Here is a 23,117-nt window from a genome sequence, read left to right on the forward strand (position 1 = left end):
CCAGTTTTTACTAAAAACTCGGTGTTAGACACGTAAGAGTAACTTCTAAGAAAACCGAGTTTTTTGGCTTTATCACTCCGAACCGTTGTTGTCAGTAGGGTTAGGAAACAGAGATGTCATCACCCTTCCCTGACTCGCGAGAAACTCTTGCATCAAATCAAAATGCGCCGATACAACAGCTAAGCGGATGTCATCGGAGAAAACAGGAGTTTCGGAAGAAGTAGCAAAGGACTCTTGTGCGTCTATTTTCCTGACTTCCTCCAAACTGACTTCACTAGATACTCTACTATTTTCAAAAGTTTGTAAGGGTTGGTTTAACGCCATTGTTTGAATTTCCGCAGGTTCGACCTCTCCCCTGCTAGGGAAGGGGAGAATTTCTTTTGCTTCCCTTGGAGAGGAGAGAATTTCTTCTCTTTCAACGGAGGGTAAAACGGTTAGGGAGTTAGGTTTTTCCGGTGCAAAATGTGAGTCAGCAGGTTGGTGGGAGTGAAACTTCTCCTGTATTGATTGGGCAAACTCTGGACGCAACTGCATTATTGGCAAGGTAAGATCCAAAATAGGGCTAGGTTTTTTAATGCCATTTTGTACAGTTGTTACATCCAAATTGACTGACGTTACTTGGCGATTTTTATACAAAGGAGCCAGATCAATTTCTTTGCCCATTACAAACAGTCTTGCCAGCAAAAGTTGGATTTGTTCTAAACCAGATTTTCGCTGAGTATTACTGGGTATAGCAACATAATTACGGTTACGGAGAATATCATCGACAAATCCAGTTAGATTGCTGCTGGGTCCAACTTCGATAAAGGTTCTCACGCCCTCATCATAAAGGTTTTCAATTGTTTCCCGAAAACGTACTCGACTAGACCACTGTTTAATAGCTACATCGCGGATAGTTTCTGGGTCAGATGGAAATTCGGAACAAGTCGCACAACTATAAAGGCTAGTATGACCAGCACTCATATCCAACTTTTCATAGTAGCTGCGTAAAGCCGATGCCATCTCTTCAAATAGAGGCGTATGAGTGGCGCGGTCGAAGGGCAAGTGCATACAAATTCCGCCCGCCTCTTTTATTTGATTTGCAGCTTCATCAATATCACCCATACTGCCAAACAAAACTACCTGATTTGGGCAGTTGTCCATCGCCAAATGCAAGCGCCCTGAGTAAGCATTGAGCAGTGTTTTGATGAAATCAGGCTCAATAGCACCAACGCTTAATAATGCTCCTTTAGGAACGCTATTTGTTGCCTCTAAATCCTTATAACTTTGGTTTAGAAGACGTTTCATTTCTATCAGTTGCTTTTTCCCTTTGACGCGGGAGACACCTGAAGCGAGTAAAGCCGTATGTTCCCCGGTGCTGTGACCAACCATAACATCACATTTGATGCCAAAATCGTGCAGCAGTTCGTCCAAAGCCATGCCAGCAGTAAACACAGCTTCGGTAGCAACATCCATTGCATATAACTGATTTTCCCCTAGCTTTTGTTCTTCTTGTGTTAAGCCTGTTGGGAATGGGAAAATAAAGCGACTAGGTGGATTTTCCCAGATTCCCGCAAAGGTTTCGTCTGAAAAGTCGAACCACGCCCGAACTTTAGGGAAGTACAAGCAGAGGTCAGCCAACATATTAGGATATTGCGACCCTTCTCCGGGAAACAAAAAGGCTGTTTTACCCGATTTTTTTATATTTGCTGTGTAGTAAATTCCGCTGCGCGTTTGCAGTTTAGTACATTTGGGATCGGCTAATTTTTCTAGGGCTTGTTTTAGCTTTGTTTGTAATTCTGGAACGTTTTTGGCAATGACTGCTAGGCGATGAGAGTGCTGAGTGTTTGCCTCCGATAAAGTATAGGCAAGGTTGGCAAGGGATATACTTTCATCGATTTGCAAAATTTGCTGAATATTGTTAATGGAAGCAATCAGGTCTTGCTTACTATCACCAGAGAAAATTAGTAGTTCTGTAGACCAATTAGTAATTGGTTGTTCGATTTCGGATTGGGAGTTTTCTCCCAGTCCCCAATCCCCAGTCCCCAGTCCCCAGCCTCTATATTCTTCTAAGATTGCATGAGCATTAATTCCACCAAATCCAAAGGCGTTGATTCCGGCGCGGCGTGGAGTTTGTTCTCCATGAATCCAAGGTCTAGCTTCGGTATTGATGTAAAATGGCGTTTTCTCAATTTCTAAGGCTGGATTCACCTCGTCGCACAGCATCGGCGGCAATACTTTATGGTATAAGGCCAGCGCAGTTTTGATTAGACTGGCAACACCCGCTGCTGGGATGCAGTGACCGATCATCGATTTCACAGAACCCAAGGCACAGCGTGGGAAGTTTCCTTGACGCTGACCAAAGACATGATTTAGCGTCTGCATCTCGGTCTGTTCTCCCAAGGGGATGCCAGTACCGTGCGCTTCAATTAGCCCGATAGTGTCTGGATCGATGCCACTATTTTCGTAAGCACGCTGTAACGCCAGAACTTCACCTTCGAGGCGAGGTGCTAGCAAGCCTAGTGCTTTGCCATCGCTGGAGGTGCCGACTCCCTTGAGAACAGCATAGATGCGATCGCCATCTCGTTCTGCATCCTCTAGCCGTTTTAAAATCAAGAAACCCACACCTTCGCCTAGCAGAGTCCCTGCCCCTGACGTGTCAAACGGGCGAATTTTGCCATGAGATAAAGCCCCCAACAGACAGAACAGCATATGAATCGGTGCAGGTGTGGCAGCTTGTACACCTCCAGCCAGCATCATGTCACAACGACCGCTGATTAATTCGTTCATCGCTAGTTCAACCGCAATCAGGGAAGAACTACAAGCAGCATCAGCTACGTAATTTGGCCCCATCAAGTCTAGGCGGTTAGCGATGCGCCCTGTAACTACGTTGGGAACCAAAGTGGGGATGATTTCCGCAGCTAGAGGCGGTACGCTACTCTTTAACTCTTGACGAATACTATTTAATGTGTCTTGGTCGAGCGTTGGATGCAGTTGACACAGCAAATTCAGCGTTTGGTCTACAATCATACTCTGCTGAAGTGCCGTGACAAAACCCCGGTTAATATAGGTGCCTCGCCCTAGAATAATCCCGGTTTTTTCCCGATTGAAAGGTTTATCTGTGTAGCCCGCATCAGCGATCGCATCCCGTGCTAATTTCAGGGATAGAAAGTGGTCTGGATCTCCCCCATCCACTGAATTTGGCATAATCCCAAATTCAACCGGGTTAAATTCAGCTAATTTACCCAAAAAGCCACCTTTACGGGTGTATATGCGACCGCTTTCGGTAGAATTTGGATCAAAATAAGCACCAGCCCATTCATCGGGTGCATCCTCAACCGCATCTACCTTGTTCAGAATATTTTCCCAGTAAGCACACAAATTTTTGGCTCCCGGAAACAAGGCAGACATCCCGATAATCGCAATATTGGTAGATGAACCTATTTTATTCATAATTTGCTTGCCAAACGATTAAGGGCGGTATTGCAGGTACTTTCTATGTCTTTGAGATGGAAGCGGACGTTACCGTTTTCATCAATAAAAATGGCATCGTACACAAGCATATGGTCGTCAGCTTGAGTAACCCGAAAAGCAACTTTTAGCACACTATTGAGCGCTGATTTGCCGTAGCGGATAACTGAGCCAAATCTTGAAGGTAAGGCAGTTGTAGCTTTTTGGACACGCGACCAAGCGATCGCTAACTGCGGTGCTGTATCAATTAAAGCCAAGTCAAATAACCAAGATGATTGCTGCGATGGCATCACCTCAGCATCAATTCCTTGCTCATTTAATCGGTCAATAGCTGTCAATAACTGGAAACTAGAGCCGTGGAATAAATAATCACGATAAGCAACAGCAACATCCAAACTATTGCCGGAACTTAAAGCGTCTATTTGCACCTTAGGCGATTCCAGCATCTGCGGACGCAGAATCACAGTAGCTTTGTAGAAAGGAATTTTACTCTCAGGGTCTACAATTTGGGCTGCCACTTCCAAAGATTCAAAATCAGCCTGAGTAGAAGCACGAGCGATAAAAAGGACTTTTCTGGCTTCTTCGAGTACAATTCCCCGCAAAACTCGCAAATCCCGAACCTCTGTGACTGTCCATTCTGACCAAGCAGCTTGGACAAATTGCGCTATCCACTCTAAGGCACCCGCAGCAGGCAAAACTGGTTTACCATCCAGGCAATGATCTTGCAAGTAGGGATGCAACAGAAGCGAGAAAGTATGTTCTAAGGTGACGGTGCTATCGGGTTGAATTTGTAGTTGAGACGTGATTGGATGCCCAGTCCCCAGTCCCCAATCCCCAGTCCCTTCTTTCCCAGCCCCCAGTCCCTCAAAAGTCCCAATAATTAACTCTGTGTCACCCTTATTTCCATAACCCAGTTCCTCAATAAAGAACTGACGACCTGCATCAGGGGGAATGGGGATAACGCCTCGTTCTCGAAACTGACGGTTCACTGACTCAGAAGCCATACCCGTGATGTCCCAAGGCCCCCAGTTGAGGGCGACAATGCGAGTATTTTGCCAACGCTGGTCTAGTTGCCATGCTAGACGGTTGACAACTTCGTTAGCAGCAGCGTAGTCTGATTGTCCGCGATTGCCAAAGCTTCCGGCAACGGAGGTGAAGAAAACAAGTAATTTTAAAGAGTCGGGTCGCAGGTGTCGGCTGAGAATAAAGGCACTATCGACTTTCGTATCAAACACAAAGTCGAAGGATTCTAGGGTTTTATCAACTATTAGCTTGTCTTCGATGACACCAGCACCGTGAACGACGGCATCCAGACGACCGTAGCGAGAGTAAATTTCCTCGATGAAACAGCCAAATTCTTCAGCGTTTCTAACATCAACTGCTTGATACTCAACGTTGACACCAGCTTGCCGACAATGGCTGAGGTTGCGACGGATGACGCGATCACGTAATATTCCCCGTAGTTGATTCTCAATCTGTACGGGCGTTACTGGCTTTTTTTGCGCTGCCAGCAATATTTTCCGCAGTTGAGAAATATCCTCGATTCCCGTTGTGTCGGGAGATTCCTCCGCAGGTTCCGGAGAACGACCAACCAGTATCAGGGTAATCCCTGGAATCAGGAAGGTACTGGCAATTTCGGCTGTAATACCTCTGGCACCACCAGTAATTAGAACTACCCAATCTTTGGCAGGATGAATCGGCAAGGAGGAAGCAGGAAGGGAAGATAAGGGTGCCAAAACTGGCTCAAATACCATCCGCTTTCCTTGTTGATAGCCGATTTCTGAGTGACCTCCCGATACCAGCAATTCTTTGATGATTGTTCTAGCAATTTCGGCGGCTGATAAACTATCGTCGAAATCAATGGCTTTCGCTTCCACTCCAGACCATTCCTGCACCATTGTTTTGAGTAGTCCTTTACTTCCGCCACCTGTGGGAAGACCAGAACTACAGCTACCATCGCGCCCAAACTGCCCTCCTAGTAGCGAGGCTGCTAGGACTTGCGTATAGGGGAACCTCTCCCCCTGCCCTCCTAAAAGGAGAGGGGAGCTAGACACCCCGCTTCCCTCAGAGGGAAGGGGGGCTGGGGGGCTTAGGTCAGACGCACAAATTTGGAGAACTGTCAATAAGCTTTTGCAGTCAATTTGTGTGTACTGCCGCCACTCTGAGAGAGTTTCCGGCATGGGGATGGGAGAAAGTGCGGTCAGATGGATAATTCCTCTGACTTCCCCATTGAGCGATCGCGCTTCGTTAATTTCAGCCGCCAGTTTTTCCGGATCGAGCAGAATATCAGTGGAGATGGTAACTGGTGTGGCTCCCATGCGCCGCAAGCCTTCCGAGACGTAAGGCGCAACGGACATCTGATCTTGGGTAATCAGAAATAGCCCGTTAAGGGAGACTACTTCCGTGTCAGGTAAAAGTTCTGCCCGCGCTTTCATTATGTAGCGCGGCAGGGCTTCTACCGGGGCAATGACTTTCCCAGGCTATTATTTTCCTCCGGAACGTTACCAGCTTTTAGTAATTGTTCCACAACGCTGTTGAGGGTTTTGGCACGGGTGAAGTTTTCCATGCGCGATCGCACGTTGCTGGCTAAGGGTTCCGATAAGCTTTTTTGCAAAGCACCCAGAATTTCCACCCGTTTAATCGAGTCAATACCGAGTTCCGCTTCCATGTCAGCGTTTAACCCTAACATTTCTGTTGGATAGCCAGTGCGATCGCTGACTAACTGCAACAATTTTTCTGTCAAAGCAGTTCGATCTCGAAGCTGCTGGTTGTTAGTTGTTGGTTGTTGGCTGTTGGTTGTTAATTGACTATTTAGTAGTTCAACAACACTGTTGAGGGTTTTGGCGCGGGTGAAATTTTCCATGCGCGATCGCATCAAGCTGCTGAAAGGTTCTGGCAAGCTTTTTTGCAAAGCACCCAAAATTTCCACCCGTTTAATCGAGTCGATACCGAGTTCAGCTTCCATGTCAGCGTTTAACCCTAACATTTCTGTTGGGTAGCCAGTGCGATCGCTGACTAACTGCAACAATTTTTCCGTCAAAGCAGCACGATCTGGAAGCTGTGCGTTGTTTGTCGTGGTTTGGACGACTGAGGGCTGACGAGTGACGACTGGCAATTGAATGTCAGGTTGTGGTGCCGGTACGACAGGAGCGATCGCTGTACCATTGGTATTTTGGATTAACACCTCAGGCGTTTTTGCACCATTGTTGCTACCATTTCCCGAAGGCTGGCTGAAGTTGGTAACGATTCGGGGAGTAGGTGTGATCGCCTTCTTTGATGGTATTTGTTGCGGCTGTTGGGGCGATTGATAATTCACCCCTCCGAGAAACTGCTTCATCACCTGTTCCTGTAACCCCAGGAATTGCCGCATGGTTTCTTGATAAGCTTGGTAAGCTGCTAGGGCAGTCTCGCCAGTAAGAGCTGAGGCGCTGGGTGATGGTGCGGGTTGTTGTTCTGGGTAGGGGGTCATTGTCAATTTGGGAGCAACTCCTGGTGATAGTGCTGAGGGCTGAGGACTGTTAGCGCTGCACGAAGTGGGGGCGGGATTAGTAGTGGGTTTCTTGTTTTCTTCTTCCTGATGCTGTCCGCTAAACTTCACTGCTGACTTTGTAGAACTTCCAGAAGTTCCCACCACTGGTAAGGCTGTTTCTTGTTCTGGCTGTTTTGCATTTAGCGCTTTGCTTTGGGCGGCGCTATCCTGGTTTATCAAGGGTGTTTTACCCATGTGACCCACCGCATCCTTGATAGGTCTGGAACTAGCACCAGTTAACAGCCAAGTTGTGGGCGAAATATCTGGTTTTTTCGTCAAAGCTGCCAAGGATAAATCTAGCTGACGCACGTTCCGCCCTTCAAATAGAGTTGGTAACTGGATATTGATGCCCTGCGTACATAGTGTACCCAGAGCGATCAGAAAACCTCGCATCCCCCCGCCTTGTCCGTCCAAGGAGACAACTGTATGCTCTTTTCCTTCCAGAATTTGTCCAACTAATTTAGTCAGGATGCTCTTGGGGCCAACTTCCACAAAAATTCGAGCGCCAGCGGCATACATGGCGTTAATTTGGCTGACAAACTCGACGCTGTGGATCAGGTGTTTAGATAACTGAGTGGAAATTGCCTCGGAATCGGCATCATAGGGACGAGCCGTGGAGTTAGCATAAACAGGAATCGTGGGCGATCGCAATGTCACTTTGTCGATAGCTTCGATTAGTGGGTTAAGGGCAGAAGCTACTAAGGGAGAGTGGAAAGCACCCTTGACTGGCAGCATCCGTGCCATTATTCCTTCGGCGTTCAGCTGGTCTACAATTTGGGCGATCGCGTCTTTGTTTCCAGAAATTACTGTTTGCAAAGGAGCGTTATGATTGGCAATTACCACCCCCTCAACACTGGTTAACCGCGCCTGCAATTCTGGGCGTTGCATCTGCACTGCTGCCATTGCACCATCGGCACCTTTACAGGCAGCTGCCATGATTTTGCCTCTGGTTTGGGAAAGGTGCAGAAAGTCTTGGCGAGACAAAACTCCCGCCGCGTAAAGGGCAGTATATTCTCCGTAACTGTGACCGCAAACCATATCCGGCTTTAAACCCAGATTTGCCGCCAAGTCGATAAATCCGGTTTCCACAGCACCAATTGCAGGTTGCGCGATCTGCGTATCAGTCAGTTGTTTTTGGTTGAGTGCTTCTTGTTCTTCAGAATAGGCACTGGGTGGATAGATAAATTGACTCAACAATTTGGGGAAGCACTGCTGTAACTCATGGTCGGCAAATTCCAATGCTTCTCGCATTTCCTGGCGATACAGCGCCACGGAACGAGCCATATCTGGATATTGCGATCCTTGTCCGGGGAAGAGGAAGGCAATTTTTTGTCCGTTGTTATTGACAGACGAGAGTTGAATGTGTGGTGGTAGGGGTTGCTGTGTGTCTTGATTAATGACTAATTCCAAAGCTGCTTGCAACTGTTGCAGGCTTTCGGCAACAATGCTTAGACAAACATTCTGTGAGGTTGTTTGGGCTTTGAGAGAGTAGCTGTAAGCTAAGTCTCGTAGGCGAGGGGTTGCACCAGCGCGTAAAGCTTCTAACAAAGTGCCGATCTCTTTTGTTAAAGCTTCCGAGTTGGCAGCTTTGAAAACAAACAGTTCGCACGGCCAAGTATCAGCACCAAGTGTGCGATCGCGCAAGTTACCTCGATATTCTTCCAGCACTACATGGAAATTAGTGCCGCCAAAGCCGAATGCACTAACACCAGCGCGGCGGGGATAGTTCGGGTGCATCAGCCAAGGCTTTGCTTCTTTGAGCAAGTACACTGGGCTTTGCGGATCGGCAAGAGTATCTAGGGGATTTTCTACGCCTAAGTGGGGTGGCAAAACTGCGTTGTGCAAAGCTAATGTTGCTTTGGCGAGTCCCGCTACGCCAGCAGAACTCTTAGTATGACCGATTACAGTTTTCACAGAACCGATGACGCAGGACTTGGGCGGTGTATTGGCTGCTTTTAAGGTTTCGGTAACTGTCTCCGCTTCTGCTCTATCTCCGGCAACAGTTCCGGTGCCGTGAGCTTCGTATAATCCTAGTGTGTTGGGTGAGAAACCAGCTTGGCTGTAGGCACGGTCTAAGGCTCGCATTTGTCCTGCTGGACGGGGTGCGGTCAATCCCAAGGCTTTGCCATCGCTGGAACCTGCAACAGATTTAATTACAGCGTAGATGCGATCGCCATCTCGTTCGGCATCAGCTAGACGTTTCAGTACCAGAATCACAATCCCTTCGCTGATCACAATCCCGTCGGCTGCTTTGTCAAAGGCGCGGGGTTGCTGTTGTGGGGAGAGAGCCTGAGTTTTGCTAAATGTCAAGTAGGCAAAGGGGCTTTGTCCGGTGTCTACTCCGCCGGCAATTACCACATTGCTGCGACCGCTTTCCAATTCTCGAACGGCTAGGCTAATTGCTGCTAGGGAAGAAGCACAAGCAGCATCAACGGCAAAGTTTACCCCACCAAAATCAAAGCGGTTAGCAGCGCGACCTGCGGCAACATTTAATAGGATGCCTGGGAATGATTCTTCTGTCCACTCTGGTAAACGATCCAAAGTTTGCTCTGAGGGTTCGTCTACATAGAGAGAAAGATGCGATCGCGTGGCGTATTGATGCGCTAAATCCCCCGCACCTGTTGCTGCGCCAAAAATAACGGAAGTATTCTCCCGGTCAAAGTCTCCCGACTCATACCCCGCATCTGCTAATGCCCTTCGCACTCCCTCTAGCGCCAGCAGTTGAATTGGATCGATCGATTTCACCGACTTGGGCGGAATTCCATACCGCACCGGATCGAATTGCACATCATCGATAAAACCACCCCATTTGGAATAGATTTTGTCTCGTGCGGTACGGTCTGGATTGTAATAAAGTCGCCAGTCCCAACGGTGCGCCGGAATTTCTGTAATGGCGCTTACTTTATGCAGAATATTTTCCCAGAAGGTATCTGGATATTCAGCTTTCGGTAGCAGTGTGCTAAGACCGACAATTGCTACATCTGAGGGAGACGCTTCATTTTTTACGGTTGATGGTTCATTGCTATGAACTAACAACTCTGAACTCTTTTGTGAAACATCCTGATGTAACTCCTCTAAGGTGCAAACAGAGTTACGCAGAGTGGCAACTTGACCAATCATGTACATTCCATCAGTCAGTTGTTTTTGAGTTTCCACGGGAACAATACCTTGCTCATCGCGCACCAAACCTTTAGAAGCAACGCGCAAGCGTCCCAGCGTCAAATCTTCTAAAACATTCTTAATTTCTTCAGGAGAATGACCCGCCGCCAACATTTCCCGTCGAGTTGCGTAAAATTCTTGAGCAAAGGGAGTAATTGCACAACGGCTGGCGTGACCTGGCCCGGTTTCCAAATTGATAGTATGAGTGCAAGTTAGTGCTGTGCGCTGGAATCCGTCCACAATTGCACCGCACTTGACAGCTTCTTGGGTGAATAAATAAGCTGTTCCCATCAGCACGCCAATCTTCATCCCGCGTTCTACCAAAGGCGCAGCGATCGCGCTGATTGTGGCAGCAGAACGAGCATCGTGAATCCCCCCAGCAAAGAAAACGTGGATTTCGCTTTCTTTGCCCGCCGGAACGTCTTTTAAAAGTGTCTCAATGGCGCTTTCCCAAAGCATAAAGCTGCTCAATGGGCCAACGTGTCCGCCGCATTCCCTTCCTTCAAAGACAAACCGCCGCGCCCCTTGTTCGAGGAACATTTGCAGCAATCCCGGTGTCGGAACGTGAAGGTAGGTGGCGATTCCTTCGGCTTCTAAGTCAGCCGCCTGATCTGGACGACCGCCTGCAATTAAGGCAAATGGGGGCTTAACAGCTTTGACAATTTGCAGTTGTTCTTCCCGTAGTGCTTGGGGGACGAAACCCAGAATGCCGACTCCCCAAGCGCTAGAGCCAATTTTTTGCTTCGTTTCCTGCAATAATTCTTCTACCTGCTGGCCTCGCATTAACGCCAACGCCAGCATCGGCAAAGCGCCCGCTTTATTAACTGCGATCGCAAATTCTGCTTTGTCGCTGACTCTGGTCATCGGCCCCTGCATAATCGGATAGCGGGTGCCATGAGAAGCGGCTAAGGGTGAATTTGGTGCTAGTGGCTGTAGTTGTTCAGCCTTTTTTACATTAGCGAGGCTTTGCTTGAGAATGGCTTGGATTAGTTTGCCTGTCGTCTGGTAGCGAAGTCGAAAATGAGCGGCTAATCCTACAGCCTGTCCCATAGGCCATGCTAAAGTGCCAGGCGAATCCCAACCGATTAAGGATGTAGCCGCCTGTTGCCAACTAGAGATTGAGGGGTTGCTTCCTTGTCCCCAGTCCCTAGTCCCCAGTTCCTGAATTTCTATTTTTTCTGCCAGTTGTTGCAAAGCGGTAATTGCCTGGAAACCGGGACGAGACAAGACGCGACAACTGCGGTTGAGACGATCGCCAATTGCGATCGCTTCTTGTCCGTTCAGGTTGTTGAGGTAGCGTTGCCATGCACCGGGGAGGGGCGATTCTGGCATCAACCACAATTGATCGTCAAGTACCACACCTGCTGCACCAGCCGCCAAGACTCCTGCTGCTGTATGAATCCCAATCCCACCTTGCACGTAGATTGGAAGAATTTGTTTGTTGTCAGTAGTTCCAACGTCTACTAACTCCTGATTACGGACATTTAAGAGTTTTTGCGTCAGGATAAATGCCGGGTCTTCACCTACCCAACCGCCGCTTTCCTGTCCCTTCGCCACTAACCCAAAGATTTCTGCATGGTAATTGATGCCTTGTGCCTGTTCAACATCTGTGACTTCCAGCAATAGGCGGCGCGATTGGCACTGGGGCAGACACGCGATAACCTCCCCTAAGGATCGTGCTTCCCATCCAGCTAGAATTATCCAATGGGAGCGATGCAGCAGCCGTTGCAGCAATTTTTGGCTATCAGCAACTTGGTCAACTTTTAACCTTAACCCTATCTGACTGCTAGGATTGACTAGCTCTAAAAGCTTATCCAGATTCCTCGTCGCTTGTTCGGAATCCCGACAAAATTCTAAATCCAGCACACCCACACCGCCTGCTCTAGAGGTTGCGATCGCTAGACCAGGATGTTCTAATCCAATAGGGCTTAGGGAAAAACAGGTGAAGGTATTCATGAGTCTTGCCTTATTATCACGACAGGGATCAGTCAAGTAAAGGAAAAATAAAATAACCAGATGAGTTTGGCAATAAAAAAGTTTCTGGTTTTATATCTTTTTTGTAGTTAACATTTTGGACAATTGATTTGTGGGTTTTCTGTTAACTATAAAATATATTGAATAATTTCAGCCTATTTCTATTTCAGCTTCACTTTCATCCGTAATTTTACGGAATCTTTCTTGTTAGCAAATTAATGTAATAAATCTACTCATCATAGCTAAAAGTACTTTTTCAAATACATATAACTACAGCTTACATTCTTTAATAATATCTCGCTAGTCATCAAATCTCTGTGCCTCCTTTACAAGAGTTTTGCTAACGGGCTTGGCATTCTCGCAAAGCCTGAATTATAGTTTTTCTCTACCGTGTTTGTAAAAGTGTCTACAATGCGATTGCCAAATTTTCCAGAAATTAGCTGGAAAACATCTCTGATTTGGTGCTTGTTGAGGCAGGGTATAAGCTAAAATTATTTATCTGCAAGATGTTGAAATTTTCCAGCTTTTTGCCATCTATTGATCTATTGTAAGTAGTCACCACAGAAACATATAGCTCTTAGATGGTCGGACGCAGACCCTCGACAAAAGGCACTTCAAAGCATTTGTGGTGCATTACAGGGCCATGACCAAAATAGCCATCTTCTCCAAACAACTCTCCATGATCTGCTGTCAGGATAATGTGAGTATTCTCAGGACACTTGCGATATAGTTCTCCTAAAAGCCCATCTATATATTCAACACAGGATATTTGCTGCTTGTGTAAGCGCTGCATTTCCTCCTGCTCAAAAAACTTGCTTTCTCCAGGTTCATTTTTAGCAAGTGCGAATTGATCCATATTCTTAAACACCCCATGAACTCCAGATATACGCGGCATATCATCGCCTTTAAGCATATATGGATAGTGGGTTTCCCCCAGGTTTAGAAAGTAAAAACAAGGTTCAGAACCTGAAAAATCAATTTGATGCACCATTGTGGCGAAGTCGTTATGATTCGACATCAAAACATAGTCATCAAAAAATTGATTTATGCTGGTAAATTGATTCAGCACAGGCATGGAAACTCGTGCAATTGTTTTGTATCCAAAGTCTTTTAAAACTTTAGGCAAAGACAATTGAGGGACAAAAGTTTTGAAAGACAAGTCGGGAATTCCCAGCCGATCTACCCATTTCAAAAATTCTTGCTTATAAACTTCCGAGGCAAACACACCGCGAGGGCTAGTATGGGGAATCATCCCCATGAGCATTGTGTAGTGGGAAGGAGATGTCCAAGAAGCATAGCTGTAGCGAGGCTCCGCCAGCCCTAAGCGATCCATATTCGGTGTTGATGCTGCCTCATAGCTGTCATATCGGCAACTATCCATAATAATGTATACAAGATGGTTTGGCATAAGGATAAACCTCAATCTAAGAGACTTTATTTAGCAAGTTATTTGCCTATTGGCAACTCTGAATACTGTAGTTAAATTACACACAAATTCATTGCCATTATGTAATTCAAGGCAGAATAAGTGAGTATACCTGATACAAGGTAAAAGTGTTGTAAATTCAGGATAGATGCAAAATTTTATAATGGCATTGAAGATCCGGTAATGTAAGCACAACAGCATAGGAGTCTCCTCAATCCCAGAGAGGAGAGAAAGACCTTTGACATCTTTAGGGTAACGCAGGAAATCCGATTGCTTTGTAAAATACGCTCCTGCTTGTTGAACCACGTAGGGTATGGAAAGAATCAATCTTACCCAAACTCGCTCAAAAATCCCAGCGGTTCTGTAGTTGTAGTAGTGTCAATCGTTAAGTTGAGCAATTTCAGTTAACCTCTAGGTGATTCAACTTATTTTAATAGATGCACATCTGGTACAATTCACTCTTCTATTATGCAACGCGGCTAACGAGTCCTAAAGGAGATAGGAAAATTTTCTGATTGTTGAAGAAATCTCCTGTTCACTTCTTGTGGATACCTGATTTGGTAGTTGCAGTTGCACTATTAATTCGTACTGGGAAGGCGATCGCGTTCAGTTAAAGCACCAGACGGATCGGGTTGCTAATTGACGCTGCTGTAGCGTCCGACACTGCGAGTTATGCCTCTCGTCTGCCTTGCGGCAGGGATGCTTTCCAATGTACCTGAACTAATATCAAAAATAGGTTCCCCTCAGCTGGACAACCAGAAAAGCCCTATGAGCGATCGCAGTAATTCCGAAAATAATACAGATAGTGCTGCCAACGATATAGCTCAAGCTGAAGCTCCCAAAACCAAAAAGGCAGCAGCTTTGGCGGCGGCACAAATTGCTGATGTCATGTCACCGGAAACAATCGTAGTCGATGAGCCACCACCGAAACCGAATTATCCCCAATATCGGGTTAAACCGGGAGAGCGAATTAGTTTAGCCGATATCGATCCAAACGCCTCAGAACACTATACAAAAAAGCAACACGTCGAAGAGGAACTTGAGCATCTGCGCGATCGCCTGGGAGATTTACAAGAACGCTTGTATGCTGAAAACCAGCGCAGTCTGCTAATTGTACTGCAAGCGATGGACACTGGCGGTAAGGATGGCACGATTAAACACGTCTTTCAAGGCATTAACCCCCAAGGCTGCCAAGTTTGGTCGTTTAAAAAGCCCAGTGATGAGGAAGCGAGCCACGATTTCTTGTGGCGTTATCACCAGCGATCGCCTCGACGCGGCATGATTACGATTTTCAACCGTTCGCATTACGAAGATGTGCTAGTTGTGCGAGTCAAGCAGTTGGTTCCGGAGGATATTTGGCGAAAGCGCTATCACGCGATTAATGACTTTGAGCAAATGCTCACTTTTAACAACATTGGGGTAATTAAGTTTTTTCTCCATATTTCCAAAGACGAACAAAAACGGCGTTTGCAGAGTCGGTTGGATAACCCGGAGAAGCACTGGAAATTTTCTAGTAATGACATCAAAGAGCGCCTATTTTGGGACGATTACCAAATGGCGTTTGAGGAAGCAATTAATAATTGCTCTACTGCCTATGCCCCGTGGTACGTTGTACCTGCAAATAATAAGTGGTATCGCAACTTGGTAATTGCTCGAACCATTGTGGACACTTTGGAAGCAATGAATCCTCAATATCCAAGGGCAGAAACTGGTTTAGAAAATATTGTGATTCCATGAAGCCTAAAGCACTTGTGTTTTATTGCGCCGCAAGGATTTAGCAAACACAAGCTGACAATTGCCTTTTCAGGTCTAAAATAGCCTTAATCAAGGTGCTTTCCTTGATGTTATTGCTACTTTGATTAAGGTTCCCAAATCCTAAACTTGTCCACTCTGGTTCCCAAATTACTTGCATATCTATCACTTTTTTAAGCTCAAAATATGGAAGTAACTGATAATGACCGCACTGCCATCCGCTTTGTAATTTCTCACCAAATAGAAGCGTTTCAAAAGGATGATGCTGTTGGCGCTTTCTCTTTTGCCAGCCGAGAAATTAAAGCTCAATTCGGCACTCCCGAAAACTTTATGAGGATGGTAAAAACTGCCTACGATCCGGTGTATCGTCCTCGTTCGGTGATGTTTGAAAAAATCGCCTATATTGAAGGATTTCCTTCTGCACAGGTGGTGCTACTCGACCGGGAAGGGAGGCTGATAAAGGCAATTTATCTGATGCAAAGACAACCTAACGGCAATTGGAAAATTGCTGGGTGTCAACTGATAGCAATATAAGGAGGGAGTTAGGAGTTATTATATTTTTGGTAAAAATATTTCAGTGGCGAGTGTCACCTAGTCAAGCGATCGCAACTAAAGTTTTTAGCCCAGTGAAAAACTTTAAGTAGGAAGTTCAGTTGGGTGGAATATATCGCAATTCTGACCTTCCCGTGGTCTTGGTAGGGACATGGCAATGCCATGTCCCTACAGATGTATGGCACCTAACCCTTGAATTGCTATAGGTAGGATACGGCTATTGGCAACTTTTTTAACTGTTTATAGATGCCTCGATAAGCATCTATGAAAAATAAATTTTGCCCGAATATTTTACCAGGTTAATGAATTCTGGAATGTCTTACTACTGATTCTAGCAGTCAGTAAACTACGTCAGAAATCATCAACCTTTAATTGGCTGGGGGCAAGGTGAGTATTCTCCCGCAGGGGCGTTAGGTAAAGCAAATTGCTTATTAAGTGGCAATTCCACTACTGGGAGAATGGGATACTCACCTTGGAAGTGCGATCACATATTCCTCATCTTAGTGCCGCCGAAATGTTAGCAGCTAAGCCAAGCTGATTAAGCGGCTCTGCGGGTAACCAAGTTCCACAGAAATACTGCAATAAGTGCGCCGATAATAGAAGCAATGATTCCGCCTATACTAAAAGGTGCAGTTCCTAGCGCTAAAGTCCCTGTTGTTAACCAAAGCCCCAAAGTACCGCCAATAAAAGATCCAATAATTCCCAACAGGATTGTTCCTAGAATCCCACCGCCCTGATGACCAGGATAGATGGCTTTAGCGATAGCACCAGCAATCAGTCCTAAAACAATCCAAGCAATAATATTCATAGTCCCGTTTCCTTTAATGTCTTTCTTTTCGAGTTAACTACAGAATATCAGTTTAGAAGGGAGCATCCCATCTGCCAGACGATATAAGTTGATATACCTCAAAGGAATAGCTAACAAGGTTTTTTCTATAAGCCTTTAGATGAATTGCTGGCAAATTGTGTAGGGCAATATATGTTGTTTAAAATTAATTAAAATTAACACTTTGCTCTTATGAAAACATAGTCTAGTGTCCAAGCTTTAGAATCATCATCATCATTAAGAAGAACTATTAATGTAACCTTGAGACTGATGCTGGATTGGCAGGTATTATGATACCCTTCAGACCAGTAAATTTGGAGACAAGCAGTGAGAGCATTGATAAGGCTGGGGATTGCGCTTTTACTGACGTTATTTGGACTGGTTAGTTACTGTAGTTCCACTTCCCAAAACCCGATAACTGGGGAAAACCAGCGCGTACAGCTGACACCAAAGGAGGAGGTAATATTAGGACTGCAAGCGCGATCGCGTATGGCTGCTCAGCACGGCGGTTTGTACCCAGACCAGGCGCTACAGCGGTATATTGACCAAGTGGGAGCTACGGTGGTGCAGCGGTCTGAGGCGAGGAATGCTCCCTATCCCTTTGAATTCCATCTATTGCGCGACCCACAAACTGTCAATGCTTTCGCGCTACCGGGAGGACAGATTTTCATCACTGCTGGTTTACTGCGTCGTCTCTCATCGGAAGCTCAATTGGCATCTGTGCTGGGACACGAGGTAGGACACGTCATCGGAAGACACGGTGCGGAACGTTTGGCAAAGCAGCAACTCGGTCAAGCTCTGGTGAGTGCGGTGGGGGTAGCAGCAAGCGACGACCAAGGCGGGGGTCGGCAAGCAGCAGTGCTTGCCCAAGCGGTTAACCAGATGGTCAGTCTGCGGTACGGGCGTGAGGATGAGTTAGAAAGCGATCGCCTTGGTTTCCGATTTATGACTGAAGCTGGCTATAACCCTAAAGGTATTGTAGAAGTAATGCAGATACTTGCTAATGCCAGACCGGGTGGACAATCGCCGGAGTTTTTCAGCACTCACCCCAACCCCGGCAACCGCATTGAACGCTTACAAAATTTAATTTCTCAAACTTATCCTAATGGCGTTCCGCCGCAGTTGGAAACTGGACGCGAAGATTTTGCTCAGGTTGTGCGTCCGCGTTTACAGCCAGCTAACTAGAGAAAAGACAAAAAAAAATAAACAAGCCTGCTCTCGTCAAGCTTCCTTTGTGTAGCATCGACCGCACCAGAACAGGGTTAAGGAATCTTTACCATAATGATTCGTTCGCGTGCGATGCAATACTGATTAATGATGCTTAACGTATTTAAACAATTCGAGAGCGGGAGTAATGGTCATGTTCAAGAAACTGCGAGGTGGCTTTCTGTTAGGAATTGGCTATATGCTCTCTCCCCTCTCGTGGTGGAACGACTTGTTCTTTAATCTGCCGATTGCGCTACTGTTTGGCTATCTCGTCAGTTGGATGAACCCAGACTGGTTTTTGCCGTTTACGATTGTTGGCTATTGGCTCTCCAATGTATTAGGGATTGTGATGATGCAGATGGGAGCGATGGATATGTTTGTAGCAAAAGAGCAGCAAAACCCAAAACGGGATTTGTTGATTGGGCTGGGTGGCTCAACGCTTTACACTCTGGTAGTTGCAGCTCTTGCTTACTTTCATCTGCTGGAATTGCCTAGTTTCCTGACACCCTGATTTTGAATTTTCAAAAATTAATTTTGCTTAGCCACTTACAAAAATGCAAGGCAGCGATCGCTCAGCACATATAAGTAAATCTTATTGGTACTACAATTTATTCAAACCCTTGCAGTTGCTCCATTTCCTAAATTTACCTTCAAAATAAATACATGGAAAGCGATAAGTTTTCCTGAGCCTGATTTTGAAAAAAGCACATAAGAATATGGGTTTAGTTGATTGTTTACTAATGACGCTGGTTTCAAGTGGGATTTGCATCACTTTGCCTTTCTTGGCGGCAAAGATAGGAGCGAACAAAACCGCCTCAAGCATTCAGGTTGAGAGCTCGCCTCAAGGCGATAGCTTCGCTTCACCCACTCTGACAGCATAGACATAATTATCTTTTTGACGCAAAAAAACGCAAGGTAAAACTAATATCTCTGCGTACCTTTGCTTTTTAAATTTTTAGCCTCGATTTTTAAGAAATAACATTGCGCATATAACCCCACTTACCGCCGCTGAAAAATAGTTCGCCATTATTGCTGTCCACTTTCCATTCTCCACCAATATTAAACAGCGCCAGTCCTTGCGAAAAGGGCTTAGCTACATCAAATTCTGTGGGAATTACCAGTTTCCCATTTTTGTCAATATAGCCCCATTTCCCAGCAATCTTTACCGCCGCGAGTCCTTCAGAAAAGGATTCAGCCTCCTCAAATTGCGGTGGTATTATCACCTGAGCAGTTTTATTAATATATTCCCATTTTCCAGCCATTTTTGCTGCCGCCAGCCCTTCGGAAAAAGACTTAGCATCATCAAATTGCGGCGGTAATATAACCCTTCCGGTCATATCAATATAGCCGTATTTGCCGCCAACACTTATCAATGCTAACCCCTCAGAAAAGCTATCAGCGCTATCAAATTGCAAAGGGATGACAGTATTCCAAAGTTTATTAATGTAGCCCCACTTGTTATTAATTTTGACTGCTGCCAGCCCTTGTGAAAAAGATTCAGCATCATCAACTTGCAGCAGAATTAAAAGTTTCCCTGTATTGTCGATATAGCCATATTTGTTGCCAACTTTTACTAATCCTAGCCCTTCTTTTAAAGGTTCAGCGCGGTCAAACTGTAATCGGCTGACAAGTTTACCTGTTTTGTCAATATAACCCCACTTGTAGCCGATTTTTGCAGGCGCTAACCCGTTATTATAAGAATCAGCCCAATCAAATTGGGGCTGAGTTACGATTGTTCCTCTACTATCTATATAGCTGTATTTGCCGCTAGTTCTCCGCTCAGTAAAGCCAAGCTTTTTTAAGTCTGAGGGCTTAAATGGTGCAGGTTGAGCGTAGGGGCCTGAACGCAAGGCTTTAGCTAAAGCGTCGTTGTCTTCTCGCAGACCTTCGTAGAAGAACAACACCTCGCCTGGAATACCACGAGAACGATTGTAAGCGATCGCTTGTAAAAGGTAGTCGGGACTGATGCGATACGACCCCACCTTTAACAGGATACCAGGCATCAAAAAAGGCAGTTGCCAAGTTGTAAATTGCTGGGTGACGATACTATCAATCAGCTGTTTGTAGCTCAAGAAGTCGCGGCGATAAAGTTGCGGGTGCAGCATATCGATCAGCCCCCGGTCAAGCCAAGCTATGGCATCTTGCAGATATTCTTGAAGCGCCCAACCGGGGAGACTGGGTGCCATCGAAATTATCAAGCCTGGTTTAACATTAATGAGTTCCTGATACAGACGAGTTAAGAAATCAGTGAGAATATCTGCACGCCACTGAAGCCACTGCGGATCTCTGGAGTTTTGCGGCGGGTTTTGATTAAATTGCCGAAAGTAGCGATCGCTTGTTCCCCGGTCATAACCACCTTCGCTAGGAAGCGCCGGAAGTCGGTCATCGCCTTGGATACCATCAATATCATAATTTTTAGCAACTTCTAGTAACAGGTTCAGCAGGAAATCTTGCACCTCAGAATCGAACGCATTCATCCACTCAAAACTGTTCTTTTTCAGAATATTGCCGTTGAAGTCGCGGCCAGCCCAATGAGGTTTTTTTGCGAGGATGTGTCCACCATTTTGATTGTAAGAAGAGGCGAATCCATATTCAAACCAAGGGATAACCCCCATTCCTACCCGACGTGCTTCGATAATAATTTCGGCTAAGGGGTCGCGTCCAACAAATCGCGAGTCGATTTCTACACCAAAATTTTCCCGCATAACTTTACTGGGATAGAAAGTATAAGCATTGTTCCAAACAACAGGAAATACGACATTAAATCCCGTTTGCGCGAGAAAATCCATCGCCTCGGCAATGTTTTGCCGGGAATTCAAAACTTTGCTATCTGTGCTAGTAATCCAAACGCCACGAGTTTCCATTACTCTCTCTTTGCCTTATATTGCCTGACCAGTGCCACTCCATCCGAGAAAGCATCAGCCTCATCAAATTGTGGCGCGATTACGAGTTTACCTGTTTTGTCAATATAGCCCCATTTTTCCCCGATTTTGACTCTTGCCATCCCTTCGGAAAAGGCATCAGCTTCTTCAAATTGCGCCCCAATGACAATAAATTCCATTCCCGGAATGTACTGCAACGGCACTCCAGAGATTTTTAAAGCACGACAAATCAATGCTGCTACCTCGCCTCTGGTGGCGTTTTGATTGGGGTTGAAGCGCCTAACATTAGGATAATTAACCACAAGATATCTTTCGGTTGCGGATGCGATCGCATTTATCGCATAACTAGGAATTTCTAAACCATCATCAAAATACTTTTTTATTGTTTCACTGGGTGTTTTCGTAGGGCTATACTTTAATCCCGACACCATAGCAACAAAAGTTTGCACTCGCGGAATTTGTTGGTTTGGTTTAAAAGTTCGATCCGGATAACCAGACAAAAAACCCGCCCGATATACAGCTTGAATCGCTTGATTTGCCCAATGATTTGATGGCACATCAACAAAGGTAATAGCATTACGTATTGGTGCGGCGTTGGGAAATGCTTTCCGCAGCAGTGCCGCAAATTCCGCTCTCGTCACTGGTGCATTAGGGCGAAAACTTCCATCCGGGTACCCACTAATTAAATTGCGCTGGGAGAGCTGCTTAATACAATCTTGCGCCCAATGATTTTGAATATCAGAAAATATTGGATTATTCAACTTTAATAACTCCCAATTTTTTACATATATCCTCGTTCCCAGTATCAACCTGGAAACCCATCTTAATTGAGGGTGAGGCTCAGTAATAAACATTCACAGGCTCAGCCTGGGAACCAGAAAAAGCCTGCTCTTCTGAGGCTTCGCTGGTTCGCCTTGGAGTTTACTCTTTCTGTTTGGTGTATTTTTTCTCTAATTAAGCATCAAAATCCTCTTGATCGACTATTTTGATTTTACTGACGGCGGTAGTTGCTTTGTCCCGCGCTTCTTGAACATTTCTCCCTTTTGCCAAAGTTACGCCCATTCTGCGCCCCGGACGTGAATTAGGCTTGCCAAATAACCTCACGTCTACATCTGGTTCTGATAAAGCATCTTGCACTCCCACAAAAGCTATGGAATTAGAATTTCTCTTTGCCAATATTACTGCACTTGCTGAAGCTCCTAGCTGTTCAATTTTTGGAATTGGCAAGTCTAAAACAGCTCTCAAATGTAGTTCAAATTCATTTATGTTCTGCGAAATTAATGTCACCATTCCAGTATCGTGAGGACGGGGAGAAAGCTCAGAAAAAATTACTGAATCTTTGGTGATAAAGAACTCAACCCCGAAGATACCTGCGCCTCCCAAAGCATCAGTAATTTTTTGCGCGATCGCTTGCGCTTCCTGAAGCAATTCTTCAGAAAGAACTGCTGGTTGCCACGACTCTCGATAATCTCCCCTTTCTTGGAGATGCCCAATGGGAGGACAAAAAATTGTCGGCGCATTCCACTGTTTAATTGTTAGCAAGGTAATTTCTAACTCAAACGGAATAAACTCCTCGACAATAAGTTTTTGACTGTCCCCTCTGGAACCTTCAATTGCATATTTCCACGCCGTCTGAATCTTCTCTGGAGACTCAACAACCGACTGACCTTTTCCAGATGATGACATAACAGGTTTCACTACATTAGGAAACCCAATTTTTCCCGAAACCTCAATCAGTTCTTCCAGGGTTGTTGCATAACCATATTTAGCCGTTCTGATTCCCAACTTTTGATGCGCGAGTTCCCTGATTCTGTCTCGATTCATCGTGTAATGGGTAGCAGTTGCAGTGGGAATAACTATCATACCTCGCTGCTCAAATTCAATCAGTTTTTCGGTTCTGATGGCTTCAATTTCAGGAATAATAAAATTAGGTTTGTGTTTCTGCACGATGCTTTCCAGTTGGTCTGGACTCAGCATGGAAATAACTTCTGACTCATCAGCTACTTGCATGGCTGGAGCATTATGATATCGATCCACGGCAATCACATAGTTACCCAGACGTTGAGCAGCAATGGTAAATTCTTTACCAAGTTCTCCTGAACCAAGCAGCATTAGTTTTTGAGGAAGTTTCAGAGATTTTTTCATTGATTACTTTATTTTGCTTCGTCAACTCATTGTAAAACTAAATAGAGCAATTTTTATCTTCTACGGTTGCTTTTAAAACTAAAAATTATAAAGTGAGTGTAGGTTGAGTTGCCTTAACTGCGCCAGGAGTAGTTCGTTAATTTTCACAAATCAAATTGCTACTATTTTATGATTAATTTATAGTAATACCAGGCTTTTCTCATAATTTATGGCTAA

The 23,117-nt window shown here is 45.5% G+C and carries 12 protein-coding genes; 4 read left to right on the plus strand and 8 right to left on the minus strand.

Annotated features, from left to right (window positions below):
• Positions 1-72 precede the first annotated feature (72 nt).
• The 4 genes from NDI42_RS10110 to NDI42_RS10125 all read right to left on the minus strand — a co-directional run bounded on the left by NDI42_RS10110 (position 73) and on the right by NDI42_RS10125 (position 13,520).
• On the minus strand, positions 73-3,432 hold the full coding sequence (locus NDI42_RS10110) for a type I polyketide synthase (protein WP_190456970.1): 3,360 nt from the start codon (positions 3,430-3,432) through the stop codon (positions 73-75).
• On the minus strand, positions 3,429-5,885 hold the full coding sequence (locus NDI42_RS10115; RefSeq protein WP_190456972.1) for an SDR family NAD(P)-dependent oxidoreductase: 2,457 nt from the start codon (positions 5,883-5,885) through the stop codon (positions 3,429-3,431). Before NDI42_RS10115 ends, NDI42_RS10110 begins: the two co-directional genes overlap by 4 nt.
• Positions 5,886-5,905: 20 nt before the next feature.
• Positions 5,906-12,094, minus strand: a complete 6,189-nt coding sequence (locus NDI42_RS10120; protein ID WP_190456974.1) for a type I polyketide synthase — start codon at positions 12,092-12,094, stop codon at positions 5,906-5,908.
• Between the two features lie 595 nt (positions 12,095-12,689).
• Entirely contained in the window at positions 12,690-13,520 is an 831-nt protein-coding gene (locus tag NDI42_RS10125) for a sulfatase-like hydrolase/transferase (RefSeq protein ID WP_190421391.1), read from the minus strand.
• Between the two features lie 786 nt (positions 13,521-14,306).
• Here NDI42_RS10125 and NDI42_RS10130 point away from each other — a divergent pair.
• Positions 14,307-15,275 carry a polyphosphate kinase 2 family protein gene (locus NDI42_RS10130; protein WP_190421392.1) on the plus strand — a complete coding sequence of 323 codons (969 nt, stop codon included), beginning with the start codon at positions 14,307-14,309 and terminating at the stop codon, positions 15,273-15,275.
• 201 nt (positions 15,276-15,476) lie between these two features.
• The gene (locus tag NDI42_RS10135) at positions 15,477-15,824 is read left to right on the plus strand and encodes a DUF4864 domain-containing protein (protein WP_190456975.1); all 348 of its coding nucleotides are present in this window, start codon (positions 15,477-15,479) and stop codon (positions 15,822-15,824) included.
• 556 nt (positions 15,825-16,380) lie between these two features.
• Here NDI42_RS10135 and NDI42_RS10140 read toward each other — a convergent pair.
• Positions 16,381-16,650, minus strand: coding sequence for a GlsB/YeaQ/YmgE family stress response membrane protein (locus NDI42_RS10140; protein WP_190421396.1), 270 nt, complete (start codon positions 16,648-16,650; stop codon positions 16,381-16,383).
• Between the two features lie 345 nt (positions 16,651-16,995).
• Here NDI42_RS10140 and NDI42_RS10145 point away from each other — a divergent pair, with 345 nt between their 5' ends.
• Both NDI42_RS10145 and NDI42_RS10150 read left to right on the plus strand, forming a co-directional pair.
• Positions 16,996-17,853: a M48 family metallopeptidase gene (locus NDI42_RS10145; protein ID WP_313931281.1), complete on the plus strand. Its 858-nt coding sequence runs from the start codon at positions 16,996-16,998 to the stop codon at positions 17,851-17,853.
• 175 nt (positions 17,854-18,028) lie between these two features.
• A complete protein-coding gene (locus tag NDI42_RS10150) occupies positions 18,029-18,385 on the plus strand; it encodes a DUF7980 family protein (protein WP_190421398.1) in 357 nt (118 codons plus the stop codon).
• 457 nt (positions 18,386-18,842) lie between these two features.
• Here NDI42_RS10150 and NDI42_RS10155 read toward each other — a convergent pair whose 3' ends face one another.
• The 3 genes from NDI42_RS10155 to purT form a co-directional block, all read right to left on the minus strand.
• Positions 18,843-20,738 (minus strand): WG repeat-containing protein, encoded by a 1,896-nt coding sequence (locus NDI42_RS10155; RefSeq protein WP_190456977.1) that lies wholly within the window; start codon positions 20,736-20,738, stop codon positions 18,843-18,845.
• On the minus strand, positions 20,738-21,517 hold the full coding sequence (locus tag NDI42_RS10160) for an S-layer homology domain-containing protein (RefSeq protein ID WP_199311254.1): 780 nt from the start codon (positions 21,515-21,517) through the stop codon (positions 20,738-20,740). The genes NDI42_RS10155 and NDI42_RS10160 overlap by 1 nt, the downstream gene beginning before the upstream one ends.
• A 193-nt stretch (positions 21,518-21,710) precedes the next feature.
• The gene (purT, locus tag NDI42_RS10165) at positions 21,711-22,901 is read right to left on the minus strand and encodes a formate-dependent phosphoribosylglycinamide formyltransferase (RefSeq protein ID WP_190456981.1); all 1,191 of its coding nucleotides are present in this window, start codon (positions 22,899-22,901) and stop codon (positions 21,711-21,713) included.
• Positions 22,902-23,117: the final 216 nt, after the last annotated feature.

Source organism: Funiculus sociatus GB2-C1 (assembly GCF_039962115.1).
GTDB classification, from domain to species: domain Bacteria; phylum Cyanobacteriota; class Cyanobacteriia; order Cyanobacteriales; family FACHB-T130; genus Funiculus; species Funiculus sociatus.